The organism is Pandoraea captiosa, assembly GCF_902459775.1.
GTDB lineage: Bacteria > Pseudomonadota > Gammaproteobacteria > Burkholderiales > Burkholderiaceae > Pandoraea > Pandoraea captiosa.
This window is the reverse complement of sequence record NZ_CABPSQ010000003.1, coordinates 64936-86236: the sequence shown is the minus strand read 5'-3', so window position 1 is coordinate 86236 and position 21301 is coordinate 64936. Positions and strand designations below refer to the sequence as shown.

The following is a 21301-nucleotide window of genomic DNA, read 5'->3' as shown; positions in this document are numbered from 1 at the left end:
GTACGGTTTACAGGGCACGCAGGCCATTGCCGGCGTCCGATATCCGGTTTGCGTGCCGAAAGGTCACGCGCATCGGGTAAAATCGCATTTTACCGAACCTTGATGCATTCCCGTCATGTCACACCCTAACGAAACTTCCGGCCTTTCCTATCGCGACGCTGGCGTCGACATCGAAGCAGGCGACGCATTGGTCGAAGCGATCAAGCCGTTTGCCAAGAAAACCCTGCGCGACGGCGTGCTGGGCGGCATTGGCGGCTTTGGCGCACTGTTCGAAGTGCCCAAGCGCTACAAGGAACCGGTGCTCGTTTCGGGGACCGACGGCGTGGGCACCAAGCTCAAGCTGGCCTTCACGCTGAACAAGCACGACACGGTCGGCCAGGATCTGGTCGCGATGAGCGTCAACGACATTCTGGTGCAAGGCGCCGAGCCGCTGTTCTTCCTCGACTACTTCGCCTGCGGCAAGCTGGACGTGGCCACGGCCGCAACGGTCGTCAAGGGCATTGCACAGGGTTGTGAGCTGTCCGGTTGCGCGCTGATCGGCGGTGAGACGGCGGAAATGCCGAGCATGTACCCGGACGGCGAGTACGATCTGGCCGGTTTTGCGGTCGGCGCCGTCGAAAAGAGCAAGATCATCGACGGCAAGTCGATCGTCCCGGGCGACGTGGTGCTGGGTCTGGCCTCGTCGGGCGCCCATTCGAACGGTTATTCGCTGGTGCGCAAGATCATCGAAGTCGCCAAGCCGGATCTGGACGCCGACTTCCATGGCCAGCCGCTGCGCGACGTGCTGATGGCCCCCACGCGCATCTACGTCAAGCCGTTGCTCGCGCTGATGGAAACGCTGACGGTCAAGGGCATGGCGCACATTACCGGCGGCGGCATCGTGGAGAACATTCCGCGCGTGCTGCAAGAGCATCTGACGGCGGACATCAAGCAGGACGCCTGGACGCTGCCGCCGTTGTTCCAATGGTTGCAGGAACACGGCAAGGTCGCCGACGCCGAAATGCACCGCGTGTTCAACTGCGGCATCGGCATGGCCGTGATCGTGTCGGCCGCTGACGCCGACGCGGCCGTGAAGCATCTCGAAGCGTCGGGCGAGACGGTCTACCGTCTGGGCACGATCCGCGAGCGCAAGGAAGGCGAAGCACAGACGATCGTGTCGTAAGACACGCGCAGTCGAGGGCGCACGGCGTCCTCACGCTTCGCAGCAAGGGAATGCAAAGAGAGCCCGCCGGGAATTTCCGGCGGGCTCTTGTGTTTTTGCGACGAGAGCCATGAGCTCACGAGCGTGTTGAGCCTGTCAAGCGTGCCAGCGCATTGCGAATGAGGCGCGGGCCGAAGCCACGCCCCGATCACACCTTCATCCGCGCCTCGACGGCACTCAGCACCTCGTCGAGCGTCTTTTCCATCACGCGCACGAGATCGTCCTGCTGTGCGCTCGGTGCCGCCGCACGCGGCGTGATGCGTAGCGTGTGGAACGGCATGGACGGTTCAAAGCGCCGCAACACGAGATCCGAGTCGAGAAAGTCGTAGGCAGACACCGGGTGCAGCAATCCGATGCCCACGTTCTCCTTGACCATCGTGCCGATGTTGATCGAATAGCGCGCAGTGGCGACCACCTGCTGATGCAGATTGCCTTCGGCGAACAACCGGTCCATCCCCCACCGGATCATGTCGGTCGGCTCGTACGACAGTATCGGCTGATCCTTCAGATCGGCCAGGCGCACGACCTTCTTGCGCGCCAGCGGGTGCCCGGCCGGTAGTGCGCAGATCGCGTCGAGTTTGGCGAACGAGACGGCGTCGGTCGCCGCCACGTCGATGGTGTCGGTGACGAGACCGAGCGTGAGCTGATGCGTGACCACCTGATCGCGAATCAGATCCGACGCGCCCGTGGTCAGCGCGAGTTGCACGTTCGGGTACAGCGCGCGATAGCTGGCCATCACGCGGGCGAAGAAGCCCAGACCGAAAGAGACGACCGATCCCACGCGAACGACCGCCTTGTCGGGGTTGCGCAGATTGAGGGCGAACTCGCGGATGTTATCGAGCCCGGCGTAGCGGCGCTCGACTTCCTCGAACAGCGCAAACGCCTCGGCGGTGGGTTCGAGACGCCCGCGGGCGCGGTCGAACAGCGTGAGACGTGTCGAGCGTTCGAGATCGGCGACGAGACGGCTCACCGCGGATTGCGACGTGCCTAGCACCTGTGCCGCTTTGGTGGTCGTGCGCGTGAGCATCAGCGCCCGAAAGGCGTCGATGTGCCGGAAATCCATCGATTCTCCACGGAAGAGTTGGCGTGTGCGGCAAGCCTGTCATGCAGGGGGGGGCGGACGCACGCGCGGGCGTATCGATGTCCTGAACGCGCCGATACTGCCATGTACCGACGCCCCCCTCGTCTCGATCCACCGGTCCACCGATGCCCCCGATCCCGTCGCGCACCAACGCGCACCAACGCGCACCAACGCGCCGGAGCCCCTGCTGCGCCTGCCTTACAGCGCGAAAGCGTGGATTTTACCGCCCTTCATCACCATCGGAATCCGCTCGCCTTGCCCGAGCAGACAGTCGAGCGAGGCGAGCGGATTGCCGTCGACGATCAGCACGTCGGCATGCGCGCCGGGCACGATTTCGCCCAGTTGCCCGGACTGTCCCAGCACTTCGGCGCCGACGACCGTGGCGCTGCGCAGGATTTCCGCTGGCGAGAGCACTTCGGCGCGCAGGCGGAATTCGTCGCTCTGCAGGCGTTGTGACTCGCCGAGAAGGTCCGAGCCGTAACCCATCTTCACGCCCGCCTCCCGGAAGATTTCCAGCGAGCGCAGACCGGCGGCATGCACGTCGGCGATCTTGGCGACGCTGTCGTCCGGCAGGCCGAGCGACTTGCCTTCGTTGGCAAGCGCATCGTAGGTCACGAGCGTGGGGACCGCGTACGCCCCTTGTTCGGCCATGTAGCGTGCGGTCGGCGCATCGACGAGATTGCCGTGCTCGATGGTGCGAACGCCGCAACGCACGGCCCGTTCGATGGCCGCCGCCGTGTACGCATGCGCGAGCACATAGGTGCCGCGCGCGCGGGCTTCGGCAACGATGGCGCGGATCTCGTCTTCCGAGTAACCCCACGCGCCGACCGGATCGGTCGGCGATGCCACGCCGCCCGAGGCCATGATCTTGATCTGGTCCGCGCCCATTTGCAGTTCTTCGCGCACGGCGCGACGTACTTCGTCCACGCCGTCCGCCACCCGCGAGAGCGCCCCGACGCGCACGCAGCACGGACATGGCCCGTCGGTGCCGATGTAGTCCGTGCGGGCACGGCCGTCACCGTGGCCGCCCGTCTGGCTGATGGCGCGCCCCGAAACGAACAGACGCGGCCCTTCGGCCAGTCCGCTGTCCACGGCGTGTTTGATCGCATGACCGGCGCCGCCCGCGTCGCGCACGGTCGTGAATCCGCGACGCAGCATGCCTTGCAGAATCGGCACCGACTTGAGCGTGACGAGCACGTTCGGCAAATGCGCCTGCGCGGAGAGGTTGAGTTGCGTCGCATGCACGTGCACGTGCAGATCGATGAGACCGGGCATGACGGTGCGCCCGTGGGCGTCGATGTGTCGCGCGGACGGCGCATGAATCGGTTTATCGGAAACTTCCTTGATGCGGCCGCCTTCGATGAGCACGGCGTGGTCTTCGCGCAGTTCTCCCTTCACCGGGTCGAGCAATGCGCAGTTCGACAGCAGAATCGACTCCATGACTTCTCCTCCGAAATGTTGTTCTATTCGTCGATGGTGGCGTGTGCCAGCGTGCGCGGTGTATTCGTGAGCATCACCGGCGTGTCGCCCGTGACGACCGAATCGTCGAGCCGGAAGCCGCCCAGGCCGTACACGTAGATGCCCGGCTCGGCCGAATACACTTCGTTGGCGAGCAACGGACGATGGTTGAACGCCATGTCGTCGGGATATTCGTGACCGATGATCCCCATGCCATGGCCGGTGCGATGGCGGATGTATTCGCCGCACCCCGCTTTTTCGATCACCGCCTGTGCGGCCGCGTCGATGCCCGACACGGGTTTGCCGGTCACGGCGGCATTGACCGCCGCCTCGTTGGCTGCGCGGGCCACTTCGTAAAAGCGAGCCTGTTCGCTCGACGGCTTGCCGCAGAACCACGTGCGTTCGTTTTCGATGACGAGGCCGTTCAGGCGCGGGATCACGATGTTGACCAGACCGTCGCCCTTGCTGATGCGCGCCCCGCACGATGCGCCATCGCCGTGCGGCGACGCCGACGCGGGGCCGGAGAGTGTCCAGCAGCGCATGACTTCGAGGTTCTCCCCCGGAAATCGCCTGGCGCCTTCGGTGACCATGAGCGCGGCCATGGCGTAATCGAGTTCCTGGACCAGACGCCCTGGCCGGATGTTCTCGCGATAGCGATCCTGAACCCAGTCCGCCAGTTCCGCACCCGCGCGCATGATCGCGATTTCTTCCTCGTGTTTGACCCAGCGCAGGCCGCGCATTTCGGAGAGCATCGGCACGAGTTTGGCGTCGGGCAGGAGCGCGCTCGCACGGGCGAGGGGGCCGCCTGCGGCGTCGACACCGATACGCGATGCCGCAAGGCCCGCCGCACGCAAGGTGTCAGCGATGAGCGCGGGGACTTCGGCGAGCAACGGCTGGCGTTGCGTGACGCGCGGATGCTCGGCATACAGCGTGACCCGATCGAGATCGAGCCAGAGGTGGTGACGCTCGCGCGCCATCATGAGGTGATGCGTCGACAACTCGTTCATCACCGCGAACGGCTCGCCGTTGCGTGGCACGCAAACGGCAATGGGGCGCTCCCATGTCTGCACGTCGACGTGAAAATTGGTGGCCCACTGGAAGAAGTCGGCAGCGGTGAATACGAGCGCGTCGACGCGCGTTCGGTCCATCAGATCGTTCATCAGCGCGCGGCGGTACTGACGTGTGGCATCGGAGAGAGTCGGCATGCTGGCATCCTTGTCGGCAAACGCATTGCGGAATGTCGGAGTGCGCGCCGCCCGCAAGCGGCGCACCGGGGCGAATCGATGTAAATCGGGGGCATCAGGTCATCATGGTCTTCGCGTAGCGACGGTGGATGACCCAGTGCGAGGCGATGGCGAGGGCGAACGTCACGACCATCGACACGATGGAGAGTACGGCGCCGAACGGCCAGTTGTTGGCCTTGGCGATCTGGTCGTAGATCGAGGGCGTCATCATCGTGATGCCTGTGCCGCCCAGCAGCACGGGTGTGGCGTACGCGTTCATGCAGAGAATGAACACGAGCATGGTGCCTGCGGCAATGCCGGGGGCGGCCATCGGCAGAATCACGCGTGTGAGCGTTTGCCGGAAGGTCGCGCCGAGGTTGCGCGCGGCTTCTTCCACCGAAAAATCCATGCCTTCGAGCACGCTTTGCAGCGTGAGAATCATGTACGGCAACACGACCGCCGTGGTGCCGATCACGACGGCGAACGGCGTGTAGAGCAAACGCACCGGCTGGGGCACGATGCCCAGCGACACGAGCATCGAATTGACGAAGCCCGCATTCCCGAGCATGACCATCCAGCCGGCGGCGCGCACGACATTGCCCACGAGCAGCGGGAAGACGAGCAGCATCACGAGCAGGCTCTTGAAGCGGCTTTGCGTGCGAGCGAGCACGTACGCGACGGGGAAGCCGAACACGAGCGCGAGCACGGTGCACAGCGAGGCGACCTTGATCGTCGTCCACAACACGGACAGGTAGTAGGGGTCGGTGAAGAACTTGATGTAGTTCGCGCCGGTGAGCGCGGCCTGCATCATGTCGACGGGATCGAACCGGTTGAAGCTGTAACGCACCAGTTGCAATCCCGGCAGCACGATCACCAGCAGCACGACGAGCGTGGCGGGCGCTGCGAGCGAGCCGCCGGTGAGCGCACCGCGCACCGCGCGGGCGGTGGCAGCGCGCTGCGCCGACCCGGACGGCGCGGTTTCGGTCGGATGCGATGGCATCGCGGGCTCCGGTGAGGGCGAAGTGTCTGCGACGTTCACAGCCCCACCTTGAATTCCTTGTTCCAGAAGTCGAGCAGGGCGGGCTTGTCCGCAGTAAAGCGCGCGTAATCGAGCTTGACCATGCGGTCGAGTTCCGCACTCGTGAACCCCACGCTCTGTTGCAACGACGGCGGCAGGTTGGCGTTCTTCACCGTCGGCGCATAGCCCATCGTCTCGGCAAAGCCGATCTGCGCACGTGGGTCGAGCATGGCGTTCAGGTAGTTGAAGCCGCACGGTTTGGACTGCGAATTTTTCGGCACGGCGGCTTCGAACGTGACCGGCACGGCGCCTTCCTTGGGCACCACGTAGTCGATGGGCACACCGGCCTTCTTCCACTGCAAGGCGCGCGCCTTCCACATGCACGTGAACCAGATGTCGCCGCTCTTGAGGGCGGAAGCGACTGCCTCGTTGGACGGATACACCTTGGGCTGTTGCGTTTTGCGAAGCTCGCGCAGGAATTGCACGCCACCGGCCATGTCGCCGTCCTTGTGACCTGCCGCGAGCGAGCTGCTCACCACGTTGAAGTTGTAGAGGATGTCGGAGAAGCCAACCTTGCCTTTGAGCTTCGGATCGAGTGCCGCCGTAAACGAATCGGGTTTCGTGCCGACCTTCTCGGGGTTGTAGACGATCACCATCGCGCTGAAGATGTGCGGAATCGAGTACGGACGGCGCAGCGCGTCGAGCGTGTTCGCGAGATTCGGCACCAGCTTGGCGTCGACCGCCTCCAGAATGCCGGAGCGGTTGATGTCGTACATGTCGAGGTCGGCAAGGCAGGCCACGTCGAGCGAGCCACGGCGCGAGGCTTTTTCCGCGCGCAGCTTCGTCATGCGTCCGACCTGATCGGCCGAGTCATATGTGACCTTGCCGCCGGCGGCCTCGATGATCGGCTTGCCGATGTTCTGTTCCAGCAGGTTCAGATAGTCGCCGCCCCAGGTGCCGACGACCACGTTCGGGCATGCCGCCGCCGCGTGGGCCGAGAGGGCGTCCAGTCCGAGCGTTGGGGCAATCACCAGACCCGAGGCGGTCTTCAGGAACGTGCGGCGGTTCAGAGCGTGCGTCATGTCGTCATCCTTCTAAACGTTGGCCCGGCATGGCCAAGGCATGGGTCGAAGCGTGAGTGAGGCGTAAATGAGGCGTAAATGAGGCGTAAGTGAGGTGTAAGTGAGGCGTGAACGAAGCGTGAACAAAGCGAATGCAATGCAGCGGCGGCGCGTGTGCTTACGCGTTGAAGAACAGGCAGTCGCGACTCGCGAAGCAGGCCTTGAGCGCGCTGCCCGGCGAGAAGCGACGCGCGTCGTCGCGCGCCGTGTTCGGCACGTGGGCGACCAGCATTTCGCCTTGTGCGCTCCTGAGGCGAAGCTCCAGCGTCGAGCCGAGATAGATCGTCTGGTCGACCGTGACAGGCACCGCCGTCTCGCCTGGCGTCGCGGCATCGGCCAGACGCAGACGTTCCGGACGAATGCCGAGCGTCTTCGCGTCGGGCGTTGCGCCCGCCAGCGCGAGACGCTCGCCTCGGGTGGTGACGAAATGTCCGTCCTGCATCTGTCCGGCGAGGAAATTCATCTTGCCCAGGAAGTTGGCCACGAACGGATTGGCCGGACGCTCGTACAGGGCGTCGGCGGTGCCGATCTGCTGGACACACCCGTCGTGCATCACCGCGAGTCGGTCGGCAATCGCCAGGGCCTCCTCCTGATCATGGGTGACGAAGATCGTGGTGAGTCCCAGGCGGCGCTGCAACGCGCGGATTTCTTCGCGGACTTCCGTGCGCAGTTTTGCGTCGAGATTCGAGAGCGGCTCGTCGAGCAGGAAGACGTCGGGACGAATCGCGAGCGCGCGTGCAATGGCCACACGCTGCTGCTGTCCGCCGGAGAGCTGGCGCGGGTAGCGCTCGGCAAGCGCGGTGAGGCGCACCATGTCGAGCGCTTCACGAATGCGCGTGTCGCGCTCGGCGTTGGAGACGCGTCGCATCTCCAGCCCGAACGCCACGTTCTGCGCGACGGTCATGTGCGGGAACAGGGCGTAGCGCTGGAACACCATGCCGGTGTTGCGGCGATGCGCCGGCAGGCGCGAGACTTCCTTGCCACCGATCCAGATTTCGCCGGCGCTCGGCTCGACGAAGCCCGCGACCATGCGCAGCGTAGTGGTCTTGCCGCAGCCGCTGGGCCCGAGAAAGGCGACGAGCTCGCCTTCTGCAATGTCCAGCGAGAAGTCCGCCACGGCGGCGGCGTTGCCGTATTGCTTGCGCAGGTTGCGCAGCGAGACGTTGGCCATGTCAGATCACCTGGCTGAGTTTGACGAAGCGATCGGTGATCAGCATGACGATGCCGAGCAATACGATCTGCGCGGCGGAGACCGCGGCAATCGTCGGATCGAGATTGAATTCGAGGTACTGCATGATGGCGATGGGCAGGGTCGTCTTGCCCGGTCCCACCAGCGGCAGCGTGAGTTCCAGGTTCTCGAACGACACGATGAAGCTGAACAGCACGGCGGCGACGATGGCGGGACGAAGCATCGGCAGGGTCACGCGCCAGAGCGTGCGCCACGGGCCCGCGCCGAGATTGCGCGCAGCCTCTTCGATGGTGCCGTCGATCTGCGCGAGACTCGCGCCCACGAGCCGCATGGTCCATGGAATGGTCAGGCAGACGTGCGCAATCACCAGACCGCCGAACGTGCCGACGATATCGATGTCGAGGGCGTTCTCCGCGCGCAGATAGAACAAATAGGTGGCAATGCCAGCAACGATTCCCGGCACGACGAGCGGCAACAACAGCACGTTGCCGAGCGTGCGCCGGCCCGGAAAGCGGTAACGGGCGAGGGCGAGCGACGCCGCGACACCGAGCACCACGCCGCCGATGGCAGCACAGGCCGCGAGCTGGAGCGAGAGCAGGAATCCGTCGGCAAATGCGGCGTTGCGCCAGGCGTTGACGTACCACGACAGCGTGTAGCCGCTCGGCGGGAACGTGATGATCGCGTCTTTGAAGAAACTCAGCCACACCACGAAGATCAACGGGCTGAGCATGAACAGATAAATCAGCGCGATACCGGTGCGCACGAGCCATTTGCCAATCGGCACGCGCCGCGGGCCACCCGTCGGTAACCGCATCGCGTTACCCGGCATCCCACCTGCCACCCCACTCGGCTCCATCGAAGTCTGCGTCATTGGCACCCTTCCCGGTATCGTGGATTCGATGCAATTTTGCATTGATCGAAACGTTGATATGCAAATTAGCATATCAAAATCGACATGCAAACCGGAAAGCTGTCAGGGTTTGAACGGATGCGGCGGGGTTCAGGCGGGTCTTGGTGGCTCAGGATTGCCAGAGCGCGCGCACGGTGGCCAGCGCGCGTTGTGGAGCGTCCGGGGCCGTGCAGTCGACGACGTGGCGCTCGGGCATCGAGCGCAGCCACGTGAGCTGACGTTTGCACAATTGGCGTGTGGCGAAGATGCCTTTGTCGCGCATGGTGTCGTAGTCCGTTTCGCCGTCGAGGTATTCCCACACCTGACGGTACCCGACGCAGCGCATCGACGGCAGGCCGGGATCGAGATCGCCGCGGGCGCGCAGACGCTCCACTTCCTCGACGAAGCCTGCGGCGAGCATCTGATGGAATCGCTGTGCGATACGGGCGTGCAGCACCGAGCGGTCGCCTGGCTCCAGCGCGACAGGCACGAACGTGTGCGGCGATGACGTAGCGGGTGTTTGCGCCTGCTCGGCGAGCCACTGCGACATCGGTTTGCCGGAGAGTTCGAACACTTCCAGTGCCCGTTGAATGCGCTGCGAATCGTTCGGCGCGAGGCGCGCGGCCGTCACCGGGTCGACGCCGGCGAGTCGCGCGTGCATGGCCGGCCAGCCGTCGCGCGCCGCGTCTTCGTCGAGTCTGGCGCGCACGTGCGCATCGCCAGACGGCAGTGGCGAGAGGCCTTGCGTGAGCGCCTTGTAGTACAGCATGGTGCCGCCAACGAGCAGCGCACGGCGCCCGCGTGCCGCGATCTCGTCGACGAGGCGCAGCGTGTCTTCGCGAAATTGCGCGGCGGAATAGGCGTCGCGCGGATCGATGATGTCGATCAGGTGGTGCGGCACGGCGGCGAGTTCTTCGGCGCTGGGCTTGGCCGTGCCGATATCCATTTCGCGATACACGAGCGCGGAATCGACGCTGATGATCTCCAGCGGGGTGTCGTGCGCGAGCGCCAGGGCAGCGGCGGTCTTGCCGGAGGCTGTCGGGCCCAGCAGACAGACGATCGGGGAATTTGCCTTCATGAACTGCTCAACGTCCGCGCATGAACAATTTGTCGAGGTCGCCAAGGGTCAGTTGGTACCAGGTGGGACGTCCGTGATTGCACTGATCGGCTCGCTCGGTGGCTTCCATCTGGCGCAACAGGGCGTTCATCTCCTCGTGCGTCAGACGCCGGTTCGCGCGCACTGCGGTATGGCAGGCGAGCGTGCCGAGCAATTCGTGCTGACGCTCCGTGAGCACGCGCGAGCCGCCGTATTGACGCAGATCGGCCAGCACGGCGCGCGCCAGCGCTTGCGCATCGGCCCCGTCGAGCAAGGCGGGAATCGCGCGCACGGCGAGCGTGGTGGGGGACATCGCGGCCAGATCGAAGCCCAGCGCCGTCAACGTTTCCTGATGTTCTTCGGTCGTGCCGATCTCGACCGGGTCGGCGAAGAACGTGACCGGAATGAGCAACGGCTGGACGGGCACGCTGCGCTCGACCAGCGCCTGCTTGAAGCGTTCGTAGAGAATGCGCTCGTGCGCCGCGTGCATGTCGACGAGTACGAGGCCGTAGGCGTTCTGGGCAAGGATGTAAATGCCGTGCAACTGACCGAGGGCGAAGCCCAGCGGTTGTTCGAGCGACATGGCATCGGCCGCGCCGTTAGCGTTGTTGGCATTGACGTTGGCGGCGAAGGCGTCGGCCAGACCGCTGCCCGGCGTCTCACCGTTGGTGCCATGGTTACCGTAAGCCGGAGACGGCACGTCGGTGACGCCGGGCTGCCCGTACGGCCGGGCCGCCGGCGGGGCCGCGCGCCCGAACAGATTGTCGTAGACCGACAGCGGTTGCGCCATGGGCAACGCGCCTTGCTGCGCACGCGAATTCCAGCTACTGCCGCCCGGTGTGCCGAAGCCACCCGAGGGACGTGCGCCGCCGAAGCCGCCCGCCGCGCCGGTCGTCCCCATCGTCCCTGTTGTTCCCATCCCCCCCGGACCGGCGGCGAGTCCGCCACGTTCGGTCAGGTGCGCGGCGTGCGTTGCGCCGCCGCTGCCTGCCGCCCGCGCGAGCGCGCGCTGCACGGCGTGGAACACGAACTGGTGGACGCTGCGGGCGTCGCGAAAGCGCACTTCGATCTTCGACGGGTGAACGTTCACGTCCACCAACTGTGGCGGCAATTCGAAATACAACACGTACGCCGGATAGCGGTCGCCGTGCAGCACGTCTTCATATGCGGCGCGCACGGCGTGCGTGAGCAGCTTGTCGCGCACGAAACGACCGTTCACGAAGAAATATTGCTGGTCGGCGCGGCCACGGCTCGCGGTCGGCAGGCCGACGAAGCCCGAAAGACGCAACTCGGCCGCGCCTTCGTCTAGCGCCAGATGGGCGTCGGCGAAATCGTTGCCCAGCACGCGCGCGACACGGGTGGCGGCGTCCGAGGCGTTCCAGTGCTCCACGGCACGGTTGTTGTGCAGGATCGAGAAACCGACATCCGGGCGCGCCAGTGCGCTGCGGCGAATGACGTCCATGCAATGACCGAACTCGGTTTGCTCGGTCTTCAGGAATTTGCGTCGCGCGGGGGTATTGAAATACAGGTCGCGCACGTCGACGGTCGTGCCCACCGGGCCGGCGGCCGGGGTCAGTGCACCGGTGTTGCCGTCGATGGCGGTGGCATGCGGGGCGTCGATCTGACGGCTGGAAAGCGTGAGCTGTGCAACGGAGGCGATGGACGCCAGCGCTTCACCCCGGAATCCGAGCGTGAGGACCGACTCCAGCTCGTCGAGCGTGCGGATCTTGCTCGTGGCGTGGCGCGTGAGCGCCAGCGGCAGTTGGTCGGCGGACATGCCGCCGCCGTCGTCGGTAATGGCGATACGGCGCACGCCGCCCTCTTCGAGCTTGATCTGAAGCGCGCGGGCACCGGCGTCCAGAGCATTTTCCAGCAGTTCCTTGACCACCGAGGCGGGGCGTTCGACCACCTCGCCGGCGGCGATCTGACTGATCAGCTGGTCGGGCAGGACACGGATGGCGCGCGCGGGCGCGAGGCCCGCCGGCATTGGGCCGGGGCGGCGCTCGGCGGCTTCGGAGGGCGCGTTGCCGGGCACATCGACGGAGGCGATGGCCGGGTCTTGCGCATGGGGGGCGGAGGTCGGGGTGGCGGACATGGGAACCATTATAAAGGGTGCCCTCAAAGACATAGGCTGAGCGCCGTTTCGGCGCGTCATGCTTGTTAAATAGCCACCCTGTCCATTGCCTGCCCATTGCTCGCCGGTTGCCCGTCCATGGGCCTTTAATTGGCAACTAATTCCGGTGTGGGAAGCTCACGGTGAGTCCGGACCGGAAAAAAGTGACGATTTGGGACGCGCCCGGCCATTCCCGGCCACGGGTGTTACCGTCACGCAGACTTAACGACGCACGACAGTCGCGCTGGTATGATGCGACTCGTCGCGCGCCCGCAGGGACGGGCCAGCGTCCTTTATCTTGAGGAATCGACTTGGATACTTTGGTGCAATTGCTGGAGATGGTGCTCCACATCGATAAACATCTGGGGGTGTTCATCGATCAGTACGGAAACTGGGTGTATCTGTTCCTGTTCATGATCGTTTTCGTGGAAACAGGGCTGGTGCTTTTCCCGTTCCTTCCGGGCGATTCCCTGCTGTTCATCGGCGGCGCGTTTGCCGCCACCGGCGCCATGGATCCGTGGCTGCTCGGCGTGCTGCTCTTTATCGCGGCGGTGACGGGCAACACGCTCAATTACTGGATCGGCTCTAAGATCGGGCCGCGCGTGTACGAGAAGAACTGGCGTTTCCTCGATCGCGACGCCCTGCGCAAGACCCACGACTTCTACGAGCATCACGGTGGCAAGACCATCGTCATGGCGCGTTTCGTGCCGGTCGTGCGCACGTTCGCACCGTTCGTCGCCGGCGTCTCGGCCATGTCGTGGACGCGCTTCCAGCTCTACAACGTGCTGGGCGCGCTGATCTGGGTCGTATTGCTCGTGGGCGGCGGCTACCTGTTCGGCAACCTGCCGCTGGTCAAGCAATATCTGAACATCATCGTGCTGGTGGGTATTTCGGCTGCCGTGGTGCCCATCGCGCTGGGCGCATTGTGGAAGCTGTTCACGCGCGGTCGTCGCCGTGGCGAACCGCAAGGGCAGGGCAAGTAAATCCGTTCGGCAGGCCTCGACGGATCACCTCCGCCGGGGCCATGAAAAATGGCGCGTCCCGATTCGATTCGGGCGCGCCATTTTTCATTTGCGACTGACTTCGGACGTTGTTACCGGTATGTAGCGCGCGAAGATGACGCAACGCGCCACGTCAGGCCGTGCGGTTCTTCGCGATGGGCGGGTTCTTGGCGAAGTAGGCCTTGATGCCCTTGAGCAGCGCGTCGGCCAAACGGTCCTGATACGCCGGATCGATCAGATTGCGTTCTTCGTCCGGGTTACTGATGAAGGCGGTCTCGACCAGCACCGACGGGATGTCAGGCGCCTTGAGCACGGCGAACGACGCCTGTTCGACGTTCTTGCTGTGAAGGCGCGGCGCTACTGTGCCGATCTGCGTGAGCAGCGCGGTGCCGAACACCTTGCTGTCGCGGATCTGCGCGGTCGTCGACATGTCGAGCAGCGCGTGGGCGACGGTCCGGTCGTTGGTCTTGATGTTGACGCCGCCGATCAGATCGGAGGCGTTCTGCGTCTTCTCGAGAAGTCGCGCCGTGGCGCTCGTTGCCCCGCGCTCGGATAGCGCGAACACGGACGCCCCGTTTGCCGAGGGCGAAGTAAAGGCGTCGGCGTGGATCGACATGAACAGGTCGGCGTCGACGCGCCGTGCCTTTTGCACACGTACGCCGAGCGGCACGAAGAAGTCGGCGTCGCGCGTCATCATGGCGCGCATGTTCGGTTCGGCATCGATCTTCTGACGCAGGCGCTTGGCGATCTGCAACACAACGACTTTCTCGTAAGTGCCGCGCCCGCCGATCGCGCCGGGGTCTTCCCCGCCGTGGCCCGGGTCTAGCGCGATGGTGAGCAGGCGGGCGGTCTTCTGCGCGCGTGCGGGCGGCACGTAGTCGTCAGTGTCGTCCTTGTTCTCCTTGTCATTACGCTGGGCCAGCGGCGGTGTTTTGTCCGGTGCGGGTGTCGACGGCGTGGGGCCCGGGCGAGGCGGACGTCCGGCCTGGTCGCGCTGTGCGTACTTCTGGAAGAAAGCTTCGCTCTCCTCCGTGCTGGGCGTGCTGGCACCGGCCGACGGTTGGGGCGGATGCAACGACTGCGACGACTGAGAGTTTTGCGCGAGCGCCTGGGCCTTGTTCGCGGTCTGCGCGAGCAACTCCATGAGCGGATCGGGCTCAACGGCCGGATACAGATCGAACACCGTGCGGTACTTGTAGCCCGCCACCGGCGGCAGCGTGAACGACTGCGGTTTCACCCCGGCCTTGAGGTCGAAAACCATGCGCACGACGCCGGGTTTGAACTGTCCCACGCGCACCTGCGCGATCTGCGGGTCGTTCGGTTGAATTTTCGCAACGAGATCGCGCAGCGCAGGATTCAGGTCCACTTCGTCGAGATCGATGACGAAGCGGTTCGGACTTTCCATCAACTGCTGCTGGAACTTGACCGGATTGTCGGTCTCGAGCGTGACACGTGTGTAATCCCTGGCCGGCCAGACACGCACGGCAACGATGGCGTTGGCGAAAGCGAGACGGGGGCCGGTGACGGCGAGAATCAGTGTCGAAGCGAGTGTCGATGCGCCGGCGCGCAAGGCGCGGCGGCGGCCGGCATTGGGCGATGAGGCGTCGTCGGTACGGGCGAAGCGTTTGATCAGCATGAGTTCAGGCAAGCAAGACCGGCCGGCGTGTAGGCGCTCGTCGTGAGACGGCGGCTATCGCCAACAGGTTCCAGCCAAAGGCGCAAATCGGGGGTGCCGAGGAGCCCTTCGGCCTTTTCCGGCCACTCGACCAGGCACAGGGCATCGCCCGCAAAGTGCTCGCGAAAGCCCGTGTCGTGCCATTCGGCCGGATCGGCAAAGCGGTACAGATCGAAATGATAGACCGGCAACACGCCGTGCGGTGTGTCAATGTTGTATGGTTCGCACAGCGCGTAGGTCGGGCTTTTGACGCGGCCCGTGTGGCCCAGCGCGCGCAACAGCGCTCGCACGAAGGTGGTTTTGCCGGCCCCGAGGTCGCCCGAGAGTTGCACATGCAGCCCCGCGTGCGCGGCATCGGTGTGCGCCATGCGCGCCACGATGACACGCGCGAACGCCGCGGCGAAGGCCTCGGTGGCGGCTTCGTCCGGCAGCGCGAAGATGCGCTCACCCAGCAAGGGTGGCGCCGAAGAGTCGGGCATGGCGGGCATTGCGTAAAATGGAGTCGATGAAAGCTTCCGTGATTTTCCCCGCTACCGCCGCACAAGTCGAGCCATCGACACCCCCGGAGACCCCGGAAGTGTCGTCCTCGCGCGACAAAGCGACGCCATCTGCCCTCGATCCCGAGGCGCTGGCGACGCTTGCCGTGCAGATTCGTGGATGGGCGACCGAACTCGGCTTCGGCCACGTGGGCATCACGGACACCGATCTCTCGCACGCCGAAGCGGGCTTGCAGCAGTGGCTCGACGACGGATGTCACGGCGACATGGACTACATGGCGGCCCACGGCATGAAGCGCGCGCGGCCCGCCGAACTGGTGCCGGGCACGGTGCGCGTCATCAGCGCACGCATGAACTACCTCCCCAGCGATGTCGACCTGGCGCAGTGGCGGGCGCATGAAGCCGCTCGCGCCGCGCAACCGGCCGAGGCCATCGTGTCGATCTATGCCCGGGGTCGCGATTATCACAAGGTCATGCGCAACCGCTTGCAGCAGTTGGCCGATCGCATTGCGAACGCCATCGGTCCTTTCGGTTATCGCGTATTCACCGACTCGGCGCCAGTGCTCGAAGTCGAACTTGCGCAGAAGGCGGGGCTGGGCTGGCGGGGCAAACATACCCTGCTGCTCTCGCGCGAGGCGGGGTCGCTCTTCTTCCTGGGCGAGATTTTCGTCGATGTGCCGCTTCCGGTCGACCTTGACGATCACCACGATCATGCCGATCACCACGATCACGGCGATCATGAGAAAACTGCCATGGCGCGCGGGGAGCACTGCGGACAGTGCCGACGCTGCCTGGACGTGTGCCCGACCGGTGCGATCACCGAACCGTTTCGCGTCGATGCGCGCCTGTGCGTGTCGTATCTGACGATCGAGCACAAGGGCGCGATTCCCGAACCGCTTCGAGCGAAGATGGGCAACCGAATCTATGGCTGCGACGACTGCCAGCTCTACTGCCCGTGGAACAAGTTTGCGCAAGCGTCGCCGCTGGCCGATTTCGCGCCCCGAAACAGGCTCGACAGCGCGTCGCTGGTCGAACTGTTCGCCTGGAGCGAAAGCGAATTCATGACGCGGCTCGAAGGCAGTCCGATTCGCCGCATCGGTCATGAACGATGGCTGCGCAATCTGGCAGTCGGACTCGGCAACGCGTTGCGCGAGGTGGCCGATGCGCAGGCGCGCAAGCCGATGCGAGACGCATTGCTCGCGCGCCGCGACCATGCGTCGGCGCTGGTGCGCGAACACGTGGCATGGGCGCTTGCGCAGGAAGGCGCGCCCGGACAGAAAGGAACTCAGGTTTGACTCAATCCAGCGAACGCAGCGCCACGCTCATCGATCAGTTCTGCGACACCCTCTGGCTCGAAGACGGTCTGTCGCGAAATACGCTCGACGCCTACCGTCGGGACTTGCGTCTGTTCGCCGATTGGCTTGCCGAGTCGCAGGACATGGCGCTCGATGCCGTCGACGAGGCGGCGCTCTCGGCGTATCTCGCATGGCGCCGGGAGAGTCTGGCGAGCAGTGTGAACCGGCGTCTGTCCGTCTTCAAACGTTTCTACCAATGGGCGCTGCGCGAGCACATCGTGCAGCAGGACCCATGTCTGCGCATTGCGTCGGCCAAGCGCGCACAGCGTCTGCCCTCGACCTTGTCGGAAGCGCAGGTCGAGGCGTTGCTCGCGGCGCCCGATGTCGCCCAACCGCTGGGGCTGCGCGACCGTGCCATGCTCGAATTGATGTACGCGAGCGGGCTGCGCGTGTCGGAGCTGGTTGCGCTCAAGACCATCGAAGTGGGGCTGAACGAGGGCGTGCTGCGCATCTTCGGCAAGGGGGCGAAGGAGCGTCTCGTGCCCTTCGGCGAGGAGGCGAACGGCTGGCTCGCCCGCTATCTCGACGAGAGTCGTCGCGTGCTGCTGGGCGGCCGCGCGTGCGACACGCTCTTCGTCACGCAGCGCGGCGAAGGCATGACGCGGCAGGCGTTCTGGTATCTCATCAAGCGCTACGCGTTACAGGCCGATATTCGCGCTCCCCTCTCTCCGCATACGTTGCGGCACGCGTTCGCCACGCATCTGATCAATCACGGCGCGGACCTGCGTGTGGTGCAACTACTCCTCGGACATGCCGACATCTCCACCACGCAGATTTATACGCACGTCGCGCGTGAGCGACTCAAGTCGCTGCATGCGCAGCATCACCCGCGCGGCTAAGACGATCTCGGCGGACGTTGCGCGTCAAAGCAGCGCCTTGAGCTTGTGCTTGAGCACCTTGCCGGTCGAGGCGGCGGGCAGGGCGTCGAGCACCTGGATGCGCACCGGGCGCTTGTAGGGCGCGAGGCGCGTGGCCGCCCATTGTGCGAGCGCTTCGACATCGATGCGATGCCCGGGGCGGGCTTCCACGAACGCGATCACCTGCTCGTTGCCTTCGAACGGACGCCCGAGCACGGCGGCCTGAAGCACGTCGGGGTGGCTGGCGAGCGCCTGTTCCACTTCGATCGGGTAGACGTTGAAGCCGGAGTGGATGATGAGTTCGCGGGCGCGTCCGGCGAGAAAGAGCGCCCCGTCTGCCGCGCGGTGTGCAAGGTCGCCGGTACGCAGCCAGCCGTCCTCGGTGACGGTCGCGGCCGTCAGGTCCGGGGCGCGGTAATAGCCGAGCATGACGTTCGGGCCACGCACCCACAGTTCGCCGACTTCGCCGTCGGGCAGGTCGCGGCCTTCCGGTCCCACGATACGTACGGCAACGCCCGGAATAGCGGGACCGACGGCGCAGTCCTCGCGCGGTGCGTCGAGCAATGTCTGGGAGACGGTCGGGCTGCTCTCGGTCAGCCCGTAGCCGTTGTGGATCGGCAGCCCGTAGAACGCTTCCACGCGCGCCTTGAGCGCCGCGTCCAGCGGCGAGCCGCCCGAGTAGACAAAACGCAGGCGAGGCGCGACAAGCGATCGGCCCTGCGTGGCGACATGCGCCATCAGACGGGCATGCATGGCAGGCACGCCCTGCAGGATCGTCAATCCGTCATGGGCGAGCGAGTCGAGCACGGCCTCCGGTGCAAAACGCGCCGCAAGCCGTAATGTCGCCCCCGCGTACAGCGTGCCAAGACAGACCGACGTGAGTCCGTAGACATGCGAGATGGGCAGCACGCCATACGCGATGTCCTCGGGGCCAACACGTCGCAACGTGCTCGATACGGCGGCGACGAACATCAGATTGCGATGCGACAGCCGCACCCCCTTGGGCGTGCCGGTCGTGCCCGTCGTATAGATCAGCGCCGCGCACTGGGCTGCGGGGTCTGTTTCCACGGGTTCGGCAACACGTTCGACGTCGATGTCGGACACCGCGATGGCGCCCAGCGCCAGTTCCGTCCACATGACCTTGGCGGCGTCGCCGCGCGCGTGGGCGGCGGCATCGGGCGACGCGTCGATGGTATAGATCGCGCAGCGCGGTCCGGCGTGCTCGCGAATCGCGCCGAGTTCCGTGGGCGAGAGCCGTGCGTTGCACAAGAGCGGCCATGCGTCGAGCGAGGCCACCGCGAGCAGCAGCACGACGTAGGCAATTCCGTTCTCGCCCACGATCATCACGCGGTCGCCCGCGCGCACGCCGTGCGCTCGCAAGCGCTCGGCGCTGGCTGCAACGGCATGCGCCAACTCGCCGTAGGTCAGACGGCCGAAGTCGTCGACGAGGGCAATGCGATTGGGCGCGTGCGCCGCAATGCGCGCAGGCAACGCGTCGATGCGCGACGGCAGAGCGGCGAGCCAGGGCTCGATGTCACCGTGAAGGCGATCGGTGGCGTCGGCAGTGTTGGCTGTGTCGGCAGTGTCGGCAGTGTCGGTAGCGAGGGGAGCAGGTGAGGCAGACATGGCGGCATTGTAATGCGCGATGAAGCGATTGCTTACAATCCGTATATTACGGAATTCGACGGCCGCCCGATCGGCCGTCGGTCGCGCTTTGTCTTCACTGCGCCTGATGCGGCGCTGTACGGTTTCCCTGTGGGGTCCGTACCGCTGCTGACGGCTTTTTGCGTCTTCTACGATATGAAATCCAAGGCGACTGCCGAGACCCCTGCCACCAAACAGCTTCGCGAAGCCAAGGTCGCGTTTCGGAATCATTTTTACGAGTATCAGGAGCACGGCGGCACGCGCGTGTCGTCGGAGGCGCTACAGGTGCCGGAACATGAGGTGATCAAGACGCTGGTGATGGAGGATGAAGACGGCAATCCGCTGATCGTGCTGATGCATGGCGACCGTCAGGTGTCGACCAAATCGCTGGCGCGTCAGGCGGGGCGCAAGCGCATCGAGCCATGCAAGCCGGAAGTCGCCAACCGGCACTCGGGCTTTCTGGTCGGGGGCACCAGTCCGTTCGGGACACGCAAGCGCATGCCGATCTACATGGAGGCGTCGATTCTCGAATTGCCCGAGATCTACATCAACGGGGGGCGGCGCGGCTATCTGGTCTCGATGGCGCCTGCGGAAATCGTGCGCGTGCTCGCGCCCACGCTCGTGAACGTCGCGCTCGCCGACTGACGACGTTGCCGCTTCGGCGGCCCCCTGTCCCTCACTGCCACTCGCCTTGGCGCTACCCCGCGTCGTTGCGCCAAGGCTGCCGCCTTCCTTCCTCCGCCATCCCTGCGCCTTCCCTTCACCGCTTTTGCCCCGCCATCGCCCTGCCATAGCGGGCGATGGCGTGGCTTCAAGGAAGCACTCATTTCCACACTATTGAGCGAAATCTGACTTGTCAGATTTCGCTCGTCTGCCAGCGTTTTTACGATGTCGCCATTGACTCAGGCGATGGCGATTCGTGCAGACGGGTTCGCTGCGCCACGGCGGGATCACGGCCCGCGACAACGAACCGAGGAGCGTAAATGAGCGACGTGAACCCGTGCGTCACCCGACGCCGGCAGGCCATCGCGATGTGGCGTCATGCCGTTGTGGCGAGCGCGTTGGCGTGGGTCCCCGCGTCTGTCAGCGCAAACGTCAGCATCTCGCCCATCGCGAGCGTGATCGCGGGCGATCAGCCGCCGGTGAGCGTTATCCGGATCACTTCGCAATCGCCCCATGCGCAGTACGTGGACGTGAGCGTGAGGCGTATCGTCGATCCGGCAACGGACGCCGAGCACGAGGTGTCGGTCGAGTTCGCGCCCGACGGGCGGGCGCAGGCGTCGGGCGACCTGGGCAACGCGCTGGTGGCTTCGCCCGCGAAGTTCGTACTTGCGGCAGGCGCGACCCGGCTCGTGCGTGTGGTGGCGCTCGGACGCCCACTGACCGAAATTGCCTATCGGGTCTATTTCCGGCCGGTCATCGCGCCGGTGCAAGGCCAACCGAAAGACGCGCAGGACGCCATCTCCCCCGACGTGAACGTCAATTTCGTCTGGGGCGCGCTCGTGCGTGTCGAGCCGCAGCGCGCGCTGCCCGGCCTCGCGCGTGCGTCCATCGGCGACACCGATCGTCTGAAGAACACTGGAAATGTCCGTGCGCATGTGACGTCGATGGGGCGTTGCGACGGTGACGCCGAACGCGCGTGCGAGTGGCAGGAGATCGGCCGTAGCGTCTATCCCGGGCTGACATATCCCATTCCCGAAGCACTGCGCAATCTGCCGGTGCGAGTTCGTTATCGGGTCGACGGCGCGCACGACGAGCAGGTCGTCGACCTGATGCCAGCGCCCGCCGCGTCGTCGGCCGATATCCAGGGGCCGCAGAGCCCTCCCCAGTCCGAAAGCGCCGGAGACCATGCTTTCCTCAACCCTCACATCCAATGAATCGAG

At 65.1% G+C, this 21301-nt stretch carries 18 protein-coding genes; 6 read left to right on the top strand and 12 right to left on the bottom strand.

What is annotated here, in order from left to right; genetic code table 11:
* Positions 1–115: 115 nt before the first annotated feature.
* Positions 116–1162, top strand: a complete 1047-nt coding sequence (gene purM, locus PCA31118_RS10930) for a phosphoribosylformylglycinamidine cyclo-ligase (protein WP_150625273.1) — start codon at positions 116–118, stop codon at positions 1160–1162.
* Between the two features lie 187 nt (positions 1163–1349).
* On the opposite strand, the gene PCA31118_RS10925 is transcribed toward purM, so the two are convergent.
* From PCA31118_RS10925 to mutL, 9 genes are all read right to left on the bottom strand, one after another.
* Complete coding sequence (locus tag PCA31118_RS10925) at positions 1350–2264, bottom strand: LysR substrate-binding domain-containing protein (RefSeq protein ID WP_150625272.1); 915 nt, start codon at positions 2262–2264, stop codon at positions 1350–1352.
* Positions 2265–2480: 216 nt separating this feature from the next.
* On the bottom strand, positions 2481–3722 hold the full coding sequence (locus PCA31118_RS10920; RefSeq protein WP_044456867.1) for a metal-dependent hydrolase family protein: 1242 nt from the start codon (positions 3720–3722) through the stop codon (positions 2481–2483).
* A gap of 23 nt (positions 3723–3745) precedes the next feature.
* Positions 3746–4945, bottom strand: a complete 1200-nt coding sequence (locus PCA31118_RS10915) for a M24 family metallopeptidase (RefSeq protein ID WP_150625271.1) — start codon at positions 4943–4945, stop codon at positions 3746–3748.
* 94 nt (positions 4946–5039) lie between these two features.
* On the bottom strand, positions 5040–5963 hold the full coding sequence (locus PCA31118_RS10910; protein ID WP_246190182.1) for an ABC transporter permease: 924 nt from the start codon (positions 5961–5963) through the stop codon (positions 5040–5042).
* A 35-nt stretch (positions 5964–5998) separates the two neighbouring features.
* On the bottom strand, positions 5999–7063 hold the full coding sequence (locus PCA31118_RS10905; RefSeq protein WP_150625270.1) for an extracellular solute-binding protein: 1065 nt from the start codon (positions 7061–7063) through the stop codon (positions 5999–6001).
* A gap of 157 nt (positions 7064–7220) precedes the next feature.
* Entirely contained in the window at positions 7221–8273 is a 1053-nt protein-coding gene (locus tag PCA31118_RS10900) for an ABC transporter ATP-binding protein (protein ID WP_150625269.1), read from the bottom strand.
* A 1-nt stretch (position 8274) separates the two neighbouring features.
* Complete coding sequence (locus tag PCA31118_RS10895; protein ID WP_425495356.1) at positions 8275–9105, bottom strand: ABC transporter permease; 831 nt, start codon at positions 9103–9105, stop codon at positions 8275–8277.
* Between the two features lie 205 nt (positions 9106–9310).
* Complete coding sequence (miaA, locus tag PCA31118_RS10890) at positions 9311–10258, bottom strand: tRNA (adenosine(37)-N6)-dimethylallyltransferase MiaA (RefSeq protein WP_150625267.1); 948 nt, start codon at positions 10256–10258, stop codon at positions 9311–9313.
* 7 nt (positions 10259–10265) lie between these two features.
* The gene (gene mutL / locus PCA31118_RS10885) at positions 10266–12263 is read right to left on the bottom strand and encodes a DNA mismatch repair endonuclease MutL (RefSeq protein WP_150625650.1); all 1998 of its coding nucleotides are present in this window, start codon (positions 12261–12263) and stop codon (positions 10266–10268) included.
* Positions 12264–12700: 437 nt separating this feature from the next.
* Between mutL and PCA31118_RS10880 the strand changes: the two genes are divergently transcribed.
* Positions 12701–13372: a VTT domain-containing protein gene (locus PCA31118_RS10880; RefSeq protein WP_044456863.1), complete on the top strand. Its 672-nt coding sequence runs from the start codon at positions 12701–12703 to the stop codon at positions 13370–13372.
* Between the two features lie 151 nt (positions 13373–13523).
* Here the strand turns inward: PCA31118_RS10880 and PCA31118_RS10875 are convergent, their stop codons facing one another.
* Positions 13524–15026 carry an N-acetylmuramoyl-L-alanine amidase gene (locus PCA31118_RS10875; protein ID WP_174990429.1) on the bottom strand — a complete coding sequence of 501 codons (1503 nt, stop codon included), beginning with the start codon at positions 15024–15026 and terminating at the stop codon, positions 13524–13526.
* Positions 15020–15553, bottom strand: coding sequence for a tRNA (adenosine(37)-N6)-threonylcarbamoyltransferase complex ATPase subunit type 1 TsaE (gene tsaE / locus PCA31118_RS10870; protein WP_150625265.1), 534 nt, complete (start codon positions 15551–15553; stop codon positions 15020–15022). The genes PCA31118_RS10875 and tsaE overlap by 7 nt, the downstream gene beginning before the upstream one ends.
* A gap of 8 nt (positions 15554–15561) precedes the next feature.
* Between tsaE and queG the strand changes: the two genes are divergently transcribed.
* Together queG and xerD are read left to right on the top strand one after the other, a co-directional pair.
* Positions 15562–16857 carry a tRNA epoxyqueuosine(34) reductase QueG gene (queG, locus tag PCA31118_RS10865; protein ID WP_150625264.1) on the top strand — a complete coding sequence of 432 codons (1296 nt, stop codon included), beginning with the start codon at positions 15562–15564 and terminating at the stop codon, positions 16855–16857.
* Positions 16806–17756, top strand: coding sequence for a site-specific tyrosine recombinase XerD (xerD, locus tag PCA31118_RS10860; protein WP_150625263.1), 951 nt, complete (start codon positions 16806–16808; stop codon positions 17754–17756). Before queG ends, xerD begins: the two co-directional genes overlap by 52 nt.
* Before the next feature lie 24 nt (positions 17757–17780).
* On the opposite strand, the gene PCA31118_RS10855 is transcribed toward xerD, so the two are convergent.
* A complete protein-coding gene (locus tag PCA31118_RS10855; RefSeq protein ID WP_150625262.1) occupies positions 17781–19400 on the bottom strand; it encodes a class I adenylate-forming enzyme family protein in 1620 nt (539 codons plus the stop codon).
* Positions 19401–19574: 174 nt separating this feature from the next.
* On the opposite strand from PCA31118_RS10855, the gene PCA31118_RS10850 reads away from it, so the two are divergent.
* Complete coding sequence (locus PCA31118_RS10850) at positions 19575–20063, top strand: aminoacyl-tRNA deacylase (RefSeq protein ID WP_150625261.1); 489 nt, start codon at positions 19575–19577, stop codon at positions 20061–20063.
* A gap of 338 nt (positions 20064–20401) precedes the next feature.
* A complete protein-coding gene (locus PCA31118_RS10845) occupies positions 20402–21295 on the top strand; it encodes a fimbrial protein (protein WP_150625260.1) in 894 nt (297 codons plus the stop codon).
* Positions 21296–21301 lie beyond the last annotated feature (6 nt).

What these genes read in the sequence shown, in the direction of transcription:
- purM (WP_150625273.1), top strand. Translation starts at nt 116, where the DNA reads ATGTCACACCCTAACGAAACTTCCGGCCTTTCCTATCGCGACGCTGGC.
- PCA31118_RS10925 (WP_150625272.1), bottom strand. Translation starts at nt 2,264, where the DNA reads ATGGATTTCCGGCACATCGACGCCTTTCGGGCGCTGATGCTCACGCGC.
- PCA31118_RS10920 (WP_044456867.1), bottom strand. Translation starts at nt 3,722, where the DNA reads ATGGAGTCGATTCTGCTGTCGAACTGCGCATTGCTCGACCCGGTGAAG.
- PCA31118_RS10915 (WP_150625271.1), bottom strand. Translation starts at nt 4,945, where the DNA reads ATGCCGACTCTCTCCGATGCCACACGTCAGTACCGCCGCGCGCTGATG.
- PCA31118_RS10910 (WP_246190182.1), bottom strand. Translation starts at nt 5,963, where the DNA reads ATGCCATCGCATCCGACCGAAACCGCGCCGTCCGGGTCGGCGCAGCGC.
- PCA31118_RS10905 (WP_150625270.1), bottom strand. Translation starts at nt 7,063, where the DNA reads ATGACGCACGCTCTGAACCGCCGCACGTTCCTGAAGACCGCCTCGGGT.
- PCA31118_RS10900 (WP_150625269.1), bottom strand. Translation starts at nt 8,273, where the DNA reads ATGGCCAACGTCTCGCTGCGCAACCTGCGCAAGCAATACGGCAACGCC.
- PCA31118_RS10895 (WP_425495356.1), bottom strand. Translation starts at nt 9,105, where the DNA reads ATGCGGTTACCGACGGGTGGCCCGCGGCGCGTGCCGATTGGCAAATGG.
- miaA (WP_150625267.1), bottom strand. Translation starts at nt 10,258, where the DNA reads ATGAAGGCAAATTCCCCGATCGTCTGTCTGCTGGGCCCGACAGCCTCC.
- mutL (WP_150625650.1), bottom strand. Translation starts at nt 12,263, where the DNA reads ATGCCGGCGGGCCTCGCGCCCGCGCGCGCCATCCGTGTCCTGCCCGAC.
- PCA31118_RS10875 (WP_174990429.1), bottom strand. Translation starts at nt 15,026, where the DNA reads ATGCTGATCAAACGCTTCGCCCGTACCGACGACGCCTCATCGCCCAAT.
- tsaE (WP_150625265.1), bottom strand. Translation starts at nt 15,553, where the DNA reads ATGCCCGCCATGCCCGACTCTTCGGCGCCACCCTTGCTGGGTGAGCGC.
- queG (WP_150625264.1), top strand. Translation starts at nt 15,562, where the DNA reads ATGGAGTCGATGAAAGCTTCCGTGATTTTCCCCGCTACCGCCGCACAA.
- xerD (WP_150625263.1), top strand. Translation starts at nt 16,806, where the DNA reads ATGGGCGCTTGCGCAGGAAGGCGCGCCCGGACAGAAAGGAACTCAGGT.
- PCA31118_RS10855 (WP_150625262.1), bottom strand. Translation starts at nt 19,400, where the DNA reads ATGTCTGCCTCACCTGCTCCCCTCGCTACCGACACTGCCGACACTGCC.
- PCA31118_RS10850 (WP_150625261.1), top strand. Translation starts at nt 19,575, where the DNA reads ATGAAATCCAAGGCGACTGCCGAGACCCCTGCCACCAAACAGCTTCGC.
- PCA31118_RS10845 (WP_150625260.1), top strand. Translation starts at nt 20,402, where the DNA reads ATGAGCGACGTGAACCCGTGCGTCACCCGACGCCGGCAGGCCATCGCG.